The organism is Lentisphaera araneosa HTCC2155, from assembly GCF_000170755.1.
Taxonomy (GTDB): domain Bacteria; phylum Verrucomicrobiota; class Lentisphaeria; order Lentisphaerales; family Lentisphaeraceae; genus Lentisphaera; species Lentisphaera araneosa.
Genome location: NZ_ABCK01000004.1, coordinates 308569 through 324664 on the forward strand (window position 1 = coordinate 308569; position 16096 = coordinate 324664).

At 42.5% G+C, this 16096-nt stretch carries 10 protein-coding genes; 3 read left to right on the forward strand and 7 right to left on the reverse strand.

The genetic code is table 11. The annotated features are described in order from the left end of the window. Positions 1-28: 28 nt before the first annotated feature. From LNTAR_RS05625 to LNTAR_RS05655, 7 genes are all read right to left on the reverse strand, one after another. Entirely contained in the window at positions 29-2356 is a 2328-nt protein-coding gene (locus LNTAR_RS05625) for a discoidin domain-containing protein (RefSeq protein ID WP_007277683.1), read from the reverse strand. A 51-nt stretch (positions 2357-2407) separates the two neighbouring features. Further along, entirely contained in the window at positions 2408-3985 is a 1578-nt protein-coding gene (locus tag LNTAR_RS05630; RefSeq protein ID WP_007277684.1) for an arylsulfatase, read from the reverse strand. Between the two features lie 328 nt (positions 3986-4313). Next, positions 4314-5711, reverse strand: coding sequence for a DUF1552 domain-containing protein (locus LNTAR_RS05635; protein WP_007277685.1), 1398 nt, complete (start codon positions 5709-5711; stop codon positions 4314-4316). Between the two features lie 11 nt (positions 5712-5722). Beyond that, entirely contained in the window at positions 5723-8413 is a 2691-nt protein-coding gene (locus tag LNTAR_RS05640; RefSeq protein ID WP_007277686.1) for a DUF1592 domain-containing protein, read from the reverse strand. Between the two features lie 204 nt (positions 8414-8617). Continuing rightward, complete coding sequence (locus LNTAR_RS05645; protein WP_007277687.1) at positions 8618-8800, reverse strand: hypothetical protein; 183 nt, start codon at positions 8798-8800, stop codon at positions 8618-8620. A gap of 54 nt (positions 8801-8854) precedes the next feature. Beyond that, positions 8855-9715 (reverse strand): ThuA domain-containing protein, encoded by an 861-nt coding sequence (locus LNTAR_RS05650; RefSeq protein WP_007277688.1) that lies wholly within the window; start codon positions 9713-9715, stop codon positions 8855-8857. Between the two features lie 94 nt (positions 9716-9809). After that, the gene (locus tag LNTAR_RS05655) at positions 9810-10649 is read right to left on the reverse strand and encodes a sugar phosphate isomerase/epimerase family protein (RefSeq protein ID WP_157473278.1); all 840 of its coding nucleotides are present in this window, start codon (positions 10647-10649) and stop codon (positions 9810-9812) included. 293 nt (positions 10650-10942) lie between these two features. Between LNTAR_RS05655 and LNTAR_RS05660 the strand changes: the two genes are divergently transcribed. From LNTAR_RS05660 to LNTAR_RS05670, 3 genes are all read left to right on the forward strand, one after another. Further along, positions 10943-11257 (forward strand): Dabb family protein, encoded by a 315-nt coding sequence (locus LNTAR_RS05660; protein ID WP_007277690.1) that lies wholly within the window; start codon positions 10943-10945, stop codon positions 11255-11257. Positions 11258-11269: 12 nt separating this feature from the next. Then, a complete protein-coding gene (locus tag LNTAR_RS25210; RefSeq protein ID WP_007277691.1) occupies positions 11270-14152 on the forward strand; it encodes a c-type cytochrome in 2883 nt (960 codons plus the stop codon). Positions 14153-14506: 354 nt separating this feature from the next. After that, positions 14507-16087, forward strand: coding sequence for a prenyltransferase/squalene oxidase repeat-containing protein (locus LNTAR_RS05670; protein WP_007277693.1), 1581 nt, complete (start codon positions 14507-14509; stop codon positions 16085-16087). Positions 16088-16096: the final 9 nt, after the last annotated feature.

A 16096-nucleotide genomic window follows, 5' to 3' on the forward strand; every position in this document is an offset into this window, starting at 1 on the left:
CGATAGGTTTGAACTTAGTCTCATATACTCACTTATTTATTTTTCTCTTTAATTGATTGTGAAAATCAGATGACTCCCCGCTCCAGAAACGCTTGAAATATCCATAACCATACGAAACCTCAGTTACACCAGAGAAATCAACTCCGCTGATAGATAGCCACGCAGAGTTTACATTTTCCTCTGTAAGTTCAATATCCTCAAGCTTACCATTGCGGACAATCTGAACCCTTGCCTTCTCAAGTTTATCATAATCGAAATTCAGTGGAGCTTTTAAGCGAATCACACCTTTTTTCTTATCAACAAGCAACTCTGTATCATCGTAGGCCATATAAGCCAAGCTTAAATTAAAACATGTATTGAAGTTGACCCAGCCTTCATACCAGCCAACATTTCCCACCTCTGGGTTGTACGGGTAGTGTTCATTTTTAGGAGCAGCATCAAATACAAAGCGAGTATTGGCAAGTTGTCCTATTCCGCCGTGGTGAAATTTATACCAGCCAAGTTCACACCCTTCGATCTCTCGAGGCGCATCATATGAAAAATGGCGACCCGTCGGGTTGCGGCCGAAGGCATTATCCATCTGTGCCTTTGAAATCTCGCGTAAACGCTCATTTGGCGAACTGTCAGGAGTAACACTTAATGCAGCAAGTGCACACGCGGGGAATCCGATCAAATTACCTGGTTCATTCCACATGGTGCGTTTTGGCCCGGTCGGAACCCATTGAATATCGGACAGCTTGCGGAAATCCCACATGTTTTCAGAACGCCCAATGACAATTTTTTTCCACTCTTCAATTTTTTGTTCAAGACCTTGCGGAGCACGATCCGGATATTGTTTCAGCATCAAAGCCAGGCCGGTCATTGTCACATGCTCAGACATCCGCTGTCCTTTAGTCGTCTTAGGATCGTTCCAGTCCAGACTTTTCACCATCCAGTCAACCTGATTATAGGCTGCCTCAAAATAACGCTCGGCATCATCGCGCTTCTCACGTTTAGCCACTTCATACATAAGCAGATTCGGGAGCACAGAGTGCCCTGGAGGTAGTTCTCCTTTGTTTGAACCATAGTTTGGATCAACCTTGAACAGATTGTGAGATTTAGTTTTTCCCGGGTACGGGTATTTATGGTCAACCGATGTTTTAGCCCAAACTCCGAACACGTAATCTCGAACTACTGTGTAATTCTGCTTGGGAAGCCATTGTTCGAGTGCCGGCCAGGCGTAGAGAAAAAACGCCAACTGCTCTTTAAGATAAGCGTGTTTAAGCTCCTGAGTGACGATAACGTCAGCTCCGAAATGAATCAGTTTTACAATATCAGGCGCATTTTCTTTGAACGGCTCCAAGGCTCCATTGAATTCATCGCGTTGTTCGTAGCGGATGTTTTTAGGCATACGGTCATAAGCACTCGGGTTAGATAAATACTGCGGCACCAAGGTAGTTAATTCCCAAGCAAAATGGTGGTCATCACGCCAACCGTAAGAAGCTCGACACTCCTTTTTATGAGTACCAAAATAGTGCCGGCTCTGATCCATAAAAGTCACTGCATTCTGATATGTAACACGCTCTAACCACCAATGACCGATCCGAAATGGAAACGACTCGTGTTCACCGGCTTTGACCACAAATTCATCATTACTATCCGGATTAAACTCAGTAAAATCACCGGTGTGATTGGTAACACTACCAGAAAACTCCACCGAACCTGTTCGTTTATTAATCACCTCAAATGGTGTTCCATCCTCGGTCTTGGGTGCCGTAAAGCGCTTGGTCTTCCCTAGATTGAATCCGCTTTGATTCAGGTAAATTAGAGGAATGTCTGTATTGGCTTCAGCTTCGGTCTGGTTCGAACCGGGCAATCCTTTAATACCTGGCATAGCCTTTCCTGTAGCCGGCCATACCACAAGCTCTTTTACGCGTGCAATATTTCCTTTTGACTTGCTTACGACAAGTCGCAGTGTATCCGTGACAACATCAATAGTTGTATCAAAAGGCAAGCTCAGAGCAGTCGATTTATTTCCTAAAATCACCGCCGATGGAATCTTTACCCATTCCCCTGCATCATTTTTGAATTCAAAATGAAAATCCTCAATGGCATCATTGTTTCCGTAGCCACTATAGATGTGTACGCCACTGAGCTCCTGCTTCTCTCCCAACTTCAACTCAAGCCAAACCTGACCATCTGTATCAGCCTTTCCAATCCAGCGCGACTTATCGGATATGTTGCAATCATACGCTTTTTCAACGCTATAGTTTTTAAAAACATTTGACGCACTGGCATCAACAACTTCAATTTTCTCTTGGGCCAGACTTGTCATCGCAAGTCCAAGACCCAAGCTCATCAGTATCTCTTTGTTCATAGAATATTTCCTGTTATTTAAAGTAAAGTTATTTAAAGTAAAGGCGTGCACTTATTTTGTACGTTTTGCTTTCTTAACAAAACAGCGTGCAGCCCAGGCTTCCCACATTTTAGCAAGCTGAGCCTTCTTTTCGGGCATTTCTGAGGCCAAATCATTCAACTCTGTGCGGTCGTTCTCCATATCGTAGAGTTCCCATTTTAGACCGTACGTACACACTAATTTCCATTTTCCATAACGTACTCCTTTCTTTCCCGTATGCTCAAAATAGATAGCATCAGACCTTTCAATCTTACCACCGTCAAAAAGAGGCTTCAGGCTGACACCTTCCATGGGGATAATTTCATGCCCTTTGTGCTTGTCGGGGTATTGTGCTCCCGACAGCTCAACTAATGTCGGCATAATATCGATAACATGAGCCGTTTGTTTAATAATTGATCCACGAATAGAAGCTGAAATTCCTTTAGGCCAATGAGCGATCAGAGGGGTGGATATTCCGCCTTCATGAATCAAGTTTTTAAATTTCCTGAACGGAGCACTAGATACGTTTGCCCAGCAAGTTCCATAATGTGTATTAGACTCTGCAGTACCTGGAGCTCCTTTGCCCCGGTTAAAGCCAAGGGGGCGTTTTCCTTCAGACTGTCCGCCATTATCGCTGAGAAAGATAATTAGCGTGTTATCATACACTCCTAATCTTTTTAATGAATCAATTATTTTCCCCACGTTCTGATCAACACAGTCTACCATTGCAGCATAGATCGCCATCCGTTCGTCTTGTGTATCCTTTTCCTCTTCAGATAGAGAATCCCAAGCAGGAACGTGCTTATAACGCGGTGCTAGCTTGTGGTTTTCATCAATCAGACCGAGCTTAACAAGCCTCTGATAACGCTGCTCGCGGATGACGTCCCATCCAGCCTTATATTTCCCCCGGTACTTTGCTATATCCTCAGGCTTTGCCTGCAGAGGAAAATGAGGCGCGTTATGTGCCAGATACCAGAAAAACGGTTTCTTCTTAGCAACAGCTTCTTCAACATATTTAAGTCCTTCATCCGTCCAGGCATCAGTCGCGTACCACCCCTCCGCAGGGTCCCTCTCTTTGTCGTAGATGACTTCATCACCTCTGACAACAGTTCGATTCCCCCAGGATGACGGACGGAAGAAAAAACCTCCTCCTTGAGGGCAACCATAAAAACGGTCAAAGCCACGTCCCAAAGGCCACCACTCCTTCTTCTCATGTCCCATGTGCCACTTGCCTGTTGCAATACTGAGATAGCCCTGAGGACGAAGAACCTCGGCAATTGTCACACAGCGCTCCATCAATCTTCCACGATATCCCGGATTGTGCTCCCCTTGGTCATTGGTTAAAAGCCCCATACCTGCCTGATGGGAATAAAGCCCACTTATCAAGCTACTACGTGTAGGTGAACAGCGGCTGGTATTATAAAATTGCGAAAAGTGAACCCCATTCTTCGCCAGCATATCAAGATTGGGCGTTTCAATTTCTCCTCCGTAACAGCCAATATCCGAGAATCCCATATCATGGGTCATGATAATGATTATATTCGGCTTGTCTGCGGCAGAACTAGTTACTGCGGCAAAACATATTAATAATGTTGTTAATAGTTTCTTCATAATAGTCCCTTCTATTGCATTTGTGTTATATCAGTCGAGGTATGCGAACCGGAATCGCCTTAAATACTTGGGATAGCCTTTCCTGTCTCCCCCATACCACAAGCTCTTTTACGCGTGCAATATTACCTTTTATAAACTGTGTTCATGACGGTATCTGCATCAATGGCTTTGATCTTGGTATCCACCGATGGAACCGGTTTATCTAACAAGCAATAAAAACCATTGACAAGCAAAGGCTCCCAATTTGTATCGCGGAAAGAAAGCGGATGACCGATGCTTGAATAGGCGGCTTTACTACACCGCCTTTTCCCATGTCCAACAAGCAGAATCAAACTCTATTCAGACCACCTTTGAAACCGGCGAACTCATCAGTTTCCACCCCGAGCCTTTGAAGAATTGTGACGAAAAGGTGCGCAAGAGGCTCTTCTTTAACTTTGATTTCACTTTTATAAGCAACATCCGACGCTTGACCAGCACCCGCCTGATTATCTTCGTTATCGGAACCGAACTTGAGATAACGGCCATTATTAAAGCCAAAGTTTTTACCACCGGCAGAAATGATCGGATAATTGCGAGACAAGTGAAAACTACTGGAAGCTGAACCGTGCATGGCAAAAGTATTGTCCAACATAGATCCATTGCCATCGGGTTCTGGCGTATCCTTCAGTTTTTGAACGAAGCGACCGAACTCTTCTTGCTGGAAACGATTGAAAGTACCGAGGTTTTTCCAACCACCTGGTTTCTTGACTCTATGAGTTAACTCATGGGCGCTATCATGACCCACTGCATTGGCCAATAGGTCATGGGGACCGGCGCCATTTTCACGGCCCATCATGTAAGTCGCGACCCGAGTGGAATCGCTGAGAAAAGCGAGGTAGGTCAAACCGTATATGGACTGAAGATAAGCTCGAGCATCTTGGGGTTCAGCCGTGAGGTTTAAATGGCTGGCATCGACTTTCGCCACGGGGGTATCTATCCATTTTTGGGCTTTCACTAATTTGACTTCTGTGTCGCGCACAGCATCGAGATACTGCTGAAGTGTCTGTTGATCGTGTCTGGACAGTTTTCGTTGCATGGCTTTGCTGTCGGCCAGAAGAACATCTAAAGCACTTTTGCTTCTGGCTAATTTGTTATATGCATCTTTCCCACTGGTCACAAAAAGCATATCGAAGATCTGCTTTGGACTGTTCATGGCCGGAATAGCACGGCCTTGAGCATTAAAAGATGAAGTCTGAGCTCCGCGCGGAGCACCTGTACCTCCGTTGGTCGACATCACCAAAGAAGAATGGCGGGTGTGTTCGCCGATATGATTGGCGTAGACCTGGTCCATTGAGATAGTATTTTTATAAGTTCCAAAACCACCATAGTTTGCAGCAGTCAAGTACTGGTCGGCATTAGAGTGACCATGAACAGATCTATGAGCCGGGTGTGATAAACCAGAATAGATGGTAATATCATTTCTAAGGGGCTCCAGAACATCGAGAACTTTAGTCAGTTTAAAGTCCCTTTCTCCTCCACGAGGGAACCAACTCCAGTCTTCCCAGGCTGGATCTTTTTTAAGAGGTAAACCAACACCATCGGGGTGGTAGACGCTGAAAAAGCGCTTTGGAGTCTTACTCACAGTACCAGAAGTTGCCGCAAAAGTTTCCATCCATGGAAGTGTTAAAGCAATCCCCGCTCCTTGAATAAAATTTCTACGATTAAGTGTAAATCTATTTTTGTTCATAATGAGTCCCTTTATTTGGATTGAAAAATTTTGCTGTTAACGATGATACTGACTAAACTACCAAGACGATCGCCATTATTTCTTAGCTCTTTACTTAAGCTCTCGACATCGCTACTATCACTGAAGCTCAAGGAACGGCCTAGAGCGTAAGTAAGCATTTTATGGACGAAAGCTTTGGCAAACTGATCCTGGCGATCAGCCAGCAGATAACGCTTTAAGCCAATCATACCGTCTAGTTCCTGTTTATTGAAAAGAATCGAAGTGGCATCTACTGGCTTTTTGTTAATTTGACTGCGAAAGGCACCTAAGGCATCATAGTTTTCAAAGGCGATACCCCAAGGATCTATTTTTGCATGGCAGGAACGGCAGGCGGCATTGTCGCGATGGTTTTCAATCTGTTCCTTAACAGTCATTTTTAAAATTTCTGGATCGGTAAGATCGACTTCCGGGACATTTGGCGGTGGCGGTGGCGGTGGATCATTTAATATGTGTTCCAACATCCAGATACCGCGCTTTAAGGGGTTAGATTCTTTGCCATTGGCGTTCATTGTTGAGATGATAGCATTGGTTAAAACACCGCCGCGATTATTTTGGGCTGTGATGGCGACTTTGCGAAAATGCGGCCCATAAACATTCGGGATTTTATAATGGCGGGCGAGCCCCTCATTAATCATCGCGTAGTCCGAGTGAATAAAGTCCATTATACTACGATTACTCTGTAAAACTTCATTGAAAAAAGCAATGGGTTCCATGAGCATGGACTGACGCAGATCGTCGTTGAGATCTTTGCTCAGATTGACATTTTGAATGCCATCGAGCCCGAGCCATTGCTGGACAAAATTTCTTGAGAAACGTTCGCCACGTTTATCAGCTAATAGCCGTTTTATCTGAGCGTTTAAAACTTTGGGATCTTTAAGTTTCCCCTGATCAGCTAGTTTTAGCAATGTCTGATCCGGCAGACTTGACCACAGGAAAAAAGACAGTCGGTTGGCCAATTCAAGATCATTAATATTTCCTCCGGATCGCGCCACGGCAGTTTCTTTAGTTTGTGACAGGTAAAGAAATTCCGGTGATGCCAAAACTGTGGCCAGTACTTCGAGCATTGTTTCTTCGAAGCTTTCAAATTGGGGGCGATAATTGTCAAATAAAGCAGCATAACGGTCTATTTCATCAGCATTTGCCGGACGACGCCAACAGCGTTGAATGAATTTTGAAAGGATTTCACGACTGTACACTTGCTCATTATTTTTATTTTTACTGTCAATAAAAAGGGCCGTATGACTTTTTGGGGGCCATTGCTCATAATAAGGCGCACTTACTTCGATATGATCAATGAGCACAGAAAGAGCTTCCTGATCGTTATTGACTTTATCATCATTTGAAATCACCTTTAGTCTCATAAGTTCAGAGCGACTGGGAAATTTTTCTTTATTTTTACGGAAGGGGTTACGACGAATTTCGCTAAGGGGAATTTCAAAATGAATCATCTGCGGCTTATCCGGCAAAGCTGTTACCGGCATATCTTCCTTACTTATGACCTCCATGAAATTTGCATTATTACTGGTATGGGCTCCAAAAAGAAGACGTAAACTGACATACTCATTTTTGTTCATTGTCGTACGCGAGGCACGTATGCTAACCCGCATAGTACCCTCATCCGGAAGGCTATTACTGAAGTTCAATTGAAATTCGTGACCATTTTTCAGGACAAGGGAGACAGGCTGAGGCGAATCGATCCCTCTTGCAGTTTTTGGCTTTGGTGAGAATGATAGGCTTGGTTTATTCCTATTTCCTTTTTCATGTAGAATAATAAGGTCGCCGGTTTGATGATTGACAACATGCATCTGCTTTGAAATATTTTTGTAGTCAGTATCATTTTTATTGAATATTTCGATTTTAGATTTTTTTGTTTCCTTATCGATGAATTTGGGATGCTTGGATTTGTTAAGCCACGGCTCTATGACATCTGCCATGGGAACCCTATAATATAAAGGCTTGGGTTCCGCTCCCGTAACAGTAGCTTTCTTGAGGGCCTGAAGGCCAATATCTCTATAAATTTGGAACTGCTTCGCCGTCATTTGGAGGTGTTCTGAACTATTTTTGAAACCATCTTCAGAAACAGTCTCAGTCACTAAACGATCGACAAAATCATAGGGCAACCCCAGTAGATCCTGCAGAGCGTGGTTATATTCGTACCTTGCCATACGGCGAAATGATGAGTGACCTTTATCATTGCGGCGCACCTGCGAAGCCTTGGCAATTTCATCTCCAAGCCAGTCGATGATTTTACTACGATCGCCATCATTCAAGTGATAATCCGGCTCATCTTCGGGGGGCATTTCCGAGTGGCTTAAAACCTCATAGACTTCGAGCCACTTGGCTATATCCTGACCTTTTAAAAGGTTGGGATCGAGTTTATCGATACGAAACCTGCCTTTAACTTTTTCCGGGCCGTGACAAGCGTGGCATTTGTTCTTAAATAATGGTGCAATGCCTTCATTAAATTCAGTAAGATTGGCTGTCGGCTCCAAATTTGAAACCGTAATCTTCTGATCTTTTGTATTAAGTAGATTTGACTTAAGGCGACCTGCTTCTCTGGCATTTGACAGGGATGGCAAATTATTGGATCTTGGCTTAGCATCTGCTGAAAGCCAGCATATAGGTACTGCAAAAGTAAGTAATAATAAATTTAATGGTTTCATTTTTTTTCCTATTTGAACAAAAATCTTAGTAGGTAAATACGGCTCTTTAATTTTTATATACTTAGCCCTTTATTGAAGTTTAATGAGTTAATGCAAATTTTTTCACAATTACCCACAGCATGATGCTTAGCATACAAGGGGCATCATTGTTTCCATAGCAACTATGGGGGTGTACGTCGCTAAACTCCTGCCTGTCTACCAAGCTCAACTTAAGTCGAAGCGTGTCACCTTTATCTGTCTTTCCAATCCAGCGTGACTGATCAGGTTTTTGCCATCGTACGCTTTTGCAACGGTATAGTTTTTATAGACATTTGACGCACACACATCTACAACTTTGATTTTCTCTTGGACCTGACTTGCCATCGCAAGTCCAAACCCCAAACTCATAAGTATCTCTTTTTGTGTACTACTGTCTATTTTATTAAAATTTTGTAAGAAAAGCTACTTTTCATAAACTGTGTTCATGACCGTGCCGGCATCAATGGCTTTAATCTTGGTGTCCACCGATGGAACAGGTTTATCTAACAACCAGTGAAAGCCATTAACGAATAAACGCACCCAATTGCTATCGCGGAAGGAAACCGGATGACCAATACTGGAATAGATGACTTTGCCGCCCCATTCATTTTCCCAAGTCCAAAAAACATCATCTCTACCATTTCCTTCCTCGTCCATTTCCTTGAGGGCTTTTTTGACTTTCGCATGCTTATTGTTTTTGTTATTAAAATACGATTTTCCCTCTAACAAGACCGTAGCATTCTTGGGAGCATCAACCACATAGAGACTACCTTGATCCTGACGAGATGGTGATATTTCAACGCCAGTAAGAATCTCATGTTGATTAACAACAGAGACCATCGTCTTACCATTACTATGAGGATAATATCTTGAGCCCGTCACTCGTACGCCAAACTCTTTCCCCCAGGGATATAATTGGGAATCACGAGGAAAACGAAAGCCATGATTCGTCGTTCTAAAGGAAAATACTGGTTTACCTGATTTTAAGTAATTCTCAATATGAGCAAATTGCTCAGGCTTTAAGTTCAAAAACCTAAGATAAAAAACCGCTAAATCTGCATCTTTGAGGGCTTCTAAACCCTCGATACCAACTTCGTTATCTTCCGCATTATAATCGGTGTCTATAACCGTGGCTTTCCAGCCCAATTCCTGCATTTGTTTGGCTAAGCCCGCCATTGAATCTTTGGGGTTGTAATGTGGGGTTCCTACGACAAAAACCACATGGGGTGCATCTGCTGCTAAAAGTGTGCCACAGAAAAATATTAAGAGGGCAATTAATCTCATCGAATGTCCTTGTTTAAACGATTTTATTTAAGCAGTGAATTGACCTAAAATTTAGACCCAAGATAACACTGCTTTTCTTTATAAATTTACTAAATTACTTAAAGGTCTCTTTTACAAAAGAGATTGAGCTTTTGCATAAATCCAGCTTGGAATCAAACAGGGCTCGCCAAACGTGGGCAACTTCGGAGAAACCAGGAAGGTCATGGGCAAAGGCTTCGATGGCGACATCACCCTTATAGTCGATCTTCGCGAGTGCTTCTTTAGTTTCCTGCCAATTAACCTGACCATCCCCCAAGATACCGCGATGGCTCTCACTAAAATGGATATGATTAAATTGATGCCCATACTTAGCAAAAGTCTCTGTAATGGATTTTTCTTCTATGTTGGCATGATGGGTATCGTAAAGAATGCCAACGTTTTCTTCATCAACAAGCTTAAGGTAATCACTTGTATCACTTGCACAATTGAGCAAAAAGATCTCGAAGCGATTGAGGAACTCCAGACTGAAAGTGATGCCTTTAGTTTGGGCGTATTGAGCCGCAGATTTAACAACTTTTGCCGAACGTTTACGGCATTCGTCGATGCCATCCACAATATCAAATTTTCCGTGCGCTGCGTAGAAGGGACCCACAAGTAAAGTGGCACCAAGTTCAGTACACATGTCCACCGCCCATTTTAGCTGATTGAGGCCCTCTTCTTGAACTTCAGGTAAATGTGATGCGGGATCATTGTCAGCACCCACGCAAGTGACTGCAATACATTTTAAGCCCACTTCTTTAATAGCCTTCCCCATTTTTTGATAGTGTTCCCTCTCTCCTCCAAAAACGGGAATTTCCACACCTGTGTAGCCCATGTCTTTTAATTCTTTAAACAGCGTAAATTCTTGCTCACTAACATGTGTTGTCCACAAGACAAAGTTCATATATATATCCATCTATAAAGCCCTATGTTTTTTAATTATCTAAAAAAAATTTAATTCATATAAAAACTAATACTGAGGCATAACAGGAACCTTAATAAAAAACGAAAAACAATTCTAAAAAAAGGCGTTCTTGAGTTTGAATTTGTTGCGCCCTCCCCCCAATTCTGTAGATAGTGAACCAAAACCGACCGCCCCCCATTGAGTCCACTTATAAATTTTATTCAAAAACTTATTAAACAAATGAAATCGTCTCAGTACTAAAGTTAAAACAAATAATTTAATAAGATCATAAAGAGTAAAATTCTATGATATATCACACTGCCTATTTTTGGCTAAAACCGAGCTTAAGTAAAGAAGAACTTTTGGGTTTTGAAAAAAGCCTACAAAGCCTCCAGGAAATTTCACTTGTGAAAAGTGGTAGTTATGGTCCACCGGCCTCTACATTAAAAAGATCTGTCATTGAGGACTCTTACAGCTACGCAAATTTATTGATTTTTGATGATATCGAAAATCAAAACAAATATCAAGATGATCCAACTCACAACACTTTTATAAACCAACACCAAGACAAGTGGGACAAAGTTCAGGTATTCGACTTTGACACCCTTTTAAGTCAATAAGGAATATTATCAATGAAATCACTCTTAAGTTCAACGCTCATTATGATGCTTGCCTCAACAAGTTTTGCAGATGACCCCAACGCTAAGTTTGTGGGTGGCAACAAAAAAACTGACAGTTCCTCATATCCTTACATGAAAACCTCTGAAGGTAGAGAAGGCTACAAATTTGCAGGCGAAACAACAAACTCTCACCGAGTTTACGATTTTTATAAACGTCAGGCACAGTATCATTTAAAAGCTAATGACAATCAATCATTACTACCTGCCTACCCAGACCTAGATGCCGGTGAATTTGGCCACTGGGGTAAATACAGCATGAATGGCCACAAAGATTATCGTTGGGATGTTATGGATTATGGCCCTGCAATGACAGCTACATATTCAGTGAATAAAAAAAAGAAATTGGGACATAACCTAAATATTCTTTTGGATAGCGGCCAAACGATTTCCTTTAACAAAAAAACTGCTGCTTATTTTAGTGCTTGGGATGGTCGTCCAAAATTTGACCCCCTTCGCTGGGGCCTCATCAAAGGTGCTGGTCCAGATGCAAAGGCCAAGGTTCTTGATTTGAGCCCTTGGTTCTCTGCGATCTCTATAGGTGGTCAAAACATTGGTCCTTACCATGGCCATTACATCTATGGTAAAAAAGTCGTCATGCAGTACAAAGTAGCTGATGCCCTCATCCTAGAGAATGTAGCTCGTATGGATAATTCTTGCTATATTCGAACTATCGAAACGGATAACAGCCAAGAGATTTCAGCTCCTTTTGATCTCAAAAAACTTAATGATTGGGAAGTCAAAACTGTTAAGAACTTTATTATTGCAAAGAAAGGTGAAAAAGTCATCGTTGCCGCCGCAAAAGCTTTTGATAATGGTAAAGGATCTTTTGTCAAACCTTCAATGAAAAATGGTAAATGGACAGCAAAGACTAAGGCACTTAAACTTTATCTATGGGAAGGCCCTGCAGCACAAGCGAAACAAGTCGTTTCATCAATCACTTCCGATCAAAAAATCGACTCTTTGGCGAAATGGACCAGGGGTGGAAAAGCTAACTGGCCTCAAGTTTTTAAAGAAAAAGTAACTTTAGCACAGGATGACCAAGCTTACGTTATCGACCGCATTGGTGTACCCATTGAAAACCCCTGGGGATCTATGATGCTTTTAAGCGGCATCGATTTTGACAAAGATGGCACTGCTTATATTTCTACTCTTATGGGCGATGTCTGGAAAGTTTCCGGTTTGGGAGATGGCATGACGGAGGCGACATGGAAACGCTTTGCAACCGGCTTGGATCAGCCCTTTGGTCTGCGCATCATTGATGGCTCACCTTTTGTTGTTACACGCGGTAATATCATTCGCCTAAATGACCTCAATGCTGATGATGAAGCCGATTACTATCAAAATCATTTCAGCTTCGGCTATGCCCCTACTGGCCACACCACAAGCTTTGGTTTTCACGTGGATAAGGATAAAACATTTTACCTAGTCAATGGCGGCACTGCTTATGTAAAGCCTTGGAAGAAGCCTGGTAAAATATTAGCTAGTGGCCTGCGCAACGCCATGGCAGTTGGAGCTAGTCAAGATGGCCTCTTCCTTGTAGGTCCCCAGGAAGGTGTTTGGACTCCATCATCTTCTGTTCTAGAAATTCATAAAGGCGATTACTACGGCATGGGAGCAAAAAGCACTGAAGATGGTAAAGGTTTAGGTACAAAAGGGCACAAGATCGCCCCTTCCCTAGCTTACCTCCCACGTGGCATCGATAACTCGACCGGTGGTTTTAGCTTTCCTATATCAGAACGCTTTGGCCCCTTGAGTGAAAAAAATATTGGCCTAAGCTATGGTTACGGTAGTTGGTTCCAAGTTCTTCGCAATGATAATTACAAGGATTACGGTAGAGCTCAGGGAGCCATCGTTCCACTACCAGGTGAATTCCGAGCAGGTGTAACTCACAGTCAAATTAATCCTAAAGATGGCATGCTCTACCTAACTGGCATGCAGGGTTGGGGTAATTATGCCTTAGATGATGGCTCACTTGAGCGGGTTCGCTACACAGGTAAAGATCTTCCCATGCTTGAACAAGTCCATGGCTATGCAAATGGCGTAGAACTCAAATTCAGTTCAAAATTAAAAGGCGAAGCTCTCTCCATTGCCAAGAACTACTTTGTCCAGCAATGGAACTATGAATACTCACCGGGCTATGGCTCACTTGAGTACTCTATTAAAAATCCTGATTCAGAGGGTCATGATCAATTAAAAGTGACAAGCGCTCAAGTTCTAGCTGATGGAAAATCCATCTTTTTAGAAATCCCAGATATCTTACCTGCAATGCAGACTCACATTTACGGTAACTTCCAAACGTCTGACGGAAAGGTCGAAGTCAATACCTTTGCCACACTCCTCCATTTAGACAAGGCTAAAGCGGGCTTTGCTTCGCCTCAACCAGCTCAGAAAAAGCTTACAGCTGAACTGCGCACAAGAACCAAAGGAGTAAGTGCTAAAACTGCTTTCACTGTTCCAGATCGAATCAAAGCAGGCGAAGGTTTATTCAAAATGTTCTGTATGGGCTGTCATGGTCCTGAGGGTAAAGGTCTAACTAATATCGCTCCCACTCTTCATTCTGATTGGGTAAAAGGTAATCCAGAGACCTTAATTAAAGTCATACTCAAAGGCCTAAAAGGCGATATTAAAATTAACGGTAAAGTTCAGCACTTCGAAGCTCCCATGCCTCCTTTTGGCGACTCATTAGGAGATAGCGAAATCGCTTCTATTACGACCTTCCTTCGCAAAGGCTGGGGTGGTGGAAAAACCGCCGTATCTAAAGAACAGGTGAAGAAAGTCCGCCAGGAAGTCAAAGACCAAAAAGGCCCTTACGAAGCAGCTGAGCTTTGGAAGTAGTCAAATAAATTAACGGAGATTTAAAGGTGCTTAAACAGATAATTCTTATTTCTTTACTCTTCATCACACAGGGCTTATGTGATGATTCAGATTGGAAAAAATTATTTAATAGCCACTCTTTCGAGGGCTGGCAGCACCTTGGTGGAAAACACACATTAAACCATCTTAAATGACCGGATTTTTTTTATTCATTCCTCCGGGTTACGGACCCTGCCCTTACCCGGGGTTAATCACACCTACGGCGACATTGTAGGCCATATCAAAAACTGAGATATTTTTTTCATAAATCCATTAAATTTAACAGTTTCGTTCAGTACATCATTACATCGTCAACTATAGAATCGTGAATAAGCAATGAGTGAAGAGCAAGAAGATTTCGGATTAGAGAGCCAAGAAGAAGAGTTTGGAGCTTTGACCCAGGAGGAATTAAAAGAAATTCAGGAACAGTACCGCAAGCAAAAATTAAAGGAGACTTTAATTGGACCGATTATTTCCACCTGCGTACACATCATTTTAATTCTTCTAGCCTCGCTTTTTAAGGGCGAAACCAAGGCTGGCAATGCCAACGTTGAAGTTACTCAGAAAATGGAAGAAGTTCTTGAAGAGCCACCACCGCCGCCTCCGCCTCCGCCTCCGCCCGAGCCGGAACTCGAAACTGAGTCGGAAACTATAAATCCTGATGTAACCGAGACCGTCGATGTGACGGAAGATATTGCCACGGAGGTTGAAGAAGTAAGTGATGAACCCCCAGCGGCTGAGATTTTGGATGACGTAGAACTCATGTCTGATGTAAAGCCCTCAAATTCACCTCTCACTTCTGCAAAAATGTTTTCTTCTCGATCACCGAATGCCAAAGCCAATGCCATTCGTAAATATGGTGGTTCAGCTGTGGCGCAACAGTCACTGAGGAAAGCGCTGAATTGGCTGGCAAAGAATCAAAACCCGGATGGAACTTGGGGCGCTGCGAATAAGGAATCCATGACCGCACTTGCCGTGTTAAGTTTTCTTGCCCATGGAGATACACCTAAATCAAAAACTTATGGCACCCATGTTCGCAAGGGTATTATGAAATTAGCAGAATGGGGTAAGCAAAGTAAACTTCCTATTGGGATTCATAATAAAAACCCAGAAAAAGGAACGGCTTATACCCATGGCCTTGTGGCTTATGCAATTGCCGAAGCCTACGCTATGACAGGTAGTTATGATTTGATTAATCCCCTGAATCGTACCATTCAATATATCTGTGATAAACAGAATCCTAATGGTGGATTTTATTACGCATATGCAAATAATGGTCATTCAAACCTTTCTACTGCCTCATATAATTTTCAAGCCTTAAAGGCGGCAATAGCAGCTGGTTGTGATCTACAAGATCTCCCGGTGGCTATTAATAAAGCTATTTCACATCTTAAAAAACATGCCACTGATACAGGTTTTTATTACCGTACCAATTCAAGAAATATACGCGCGCCAGCAATGCGTGGCGTAGGCGTTTTATGTCTGCAATTACTTGGCGAACCTAATTGTAAAGAAGCGAAACGAGTAGGCGATTATATTGCCATGCACGATATCCAGCATCTTGAGTGGAAAGATAATAAGGGAGTAATAGCACTTTATTTTTGGTACTACACAACTCAGGTCTTGTTTCAACGTGGAGGAGATGGATGGAATGAATGGAATAAAAAATTCCAAAAAATATTAATTGATAATCAACATCCTGATGGCTACTGGTTGAGTCCCACCCGACTTGAATTAAACCATTGTGGTAATCAGTTAATTGATAATCAAGTATACTCAACCACAAAATGTGCTTTGATGTTAACGGTTTATTACCGTTACCTACCATCATCTGTTATCAAAAAATCAGGTGGTTATAAGCCTGGTAAAGAACAAAAGGATGCCGCTACAGGCGAAGAAGAAATTGATATTTTTTAACACGATTAA

What these genes read in the sequence shown, in the direction of transcription:
- LNTAR_RS05655 (WP_157473278.1), bottom strand. Translation starts at nt 10,649, where the DNA reads ATGGATATATATATGAACTTTGTCTTGTGGACAACACATGTTAGTGAG.
- LNTAR_RS05645 (WP_007277687.1), bottom strand. Translation starts at nt 8,800, where the DNA reads ATGAGTTTGGGGTTTGGACTTGCGATGGCAAGTCAGGTCCAAGAGAAA.
- LNTAR_RS05660 (WP_007277690.1), top strand. Translation starts at nt 10,943, where the DNA reads ATGATATATCACACTGCCTATTTTTGGCTAAAACCGAGCTTAAGTAAA.
- LNTAR_RS05670 (WP_007277693.1), top strand. Translation starts at nt 14,507, where the DNA reads ATGAGTGAAGAGCAAGAAGATTTCGGATTAGAGAGCCAAGAAGAAGAG.
- LNTAR_RS05630 (WP_007277684.1), bottom strand. Translation starts at nt 3,985, where the DNA reads ATGAAGAAACTATTAACAACATTATTAATATGTTTTGCCGCAGTAACT.
- LNTAR_RS05640 (WP_007277686.1), bottom strand. Translation starts at nt 8,413, where the DNA reads ATGAAACCATTAAATTTATTATTACTTACTTTTGCAGTACCTATATGC.
- LNTAR_RS25210 (WP_007277691.1), top strand. Translation starts at nt 11,270, where the DNA reads ATGAAATCACTCTTAAGTTCAACGCTCATTATGATGCTTGCCTCAACA.
- LNTAR_RS05650 (WP_007277688.1), bottom strand. Translation starts at nt 9,715, where the DNA reads ATGAGATTAATTGCCCTCTTAATATTTTTCTGTGGCACACTTTTAGCA.
- LNTAR_RS05635 (WP_007277685.1), bottom strand. Translation starts at nt 5,711, where the DNA reads ATGAACAAAAATAGATTTACACTTAATCGTAGAAATTTTATTCAAGGA.
- LNTAR_RS05625 (WP_007277683.1), bottom strand. Translation starts at nt 2,356, where the DNA reads ATGAACAAAGAGATACTGATGAGCTTGGGTCTTGGACTTGCGATGACA.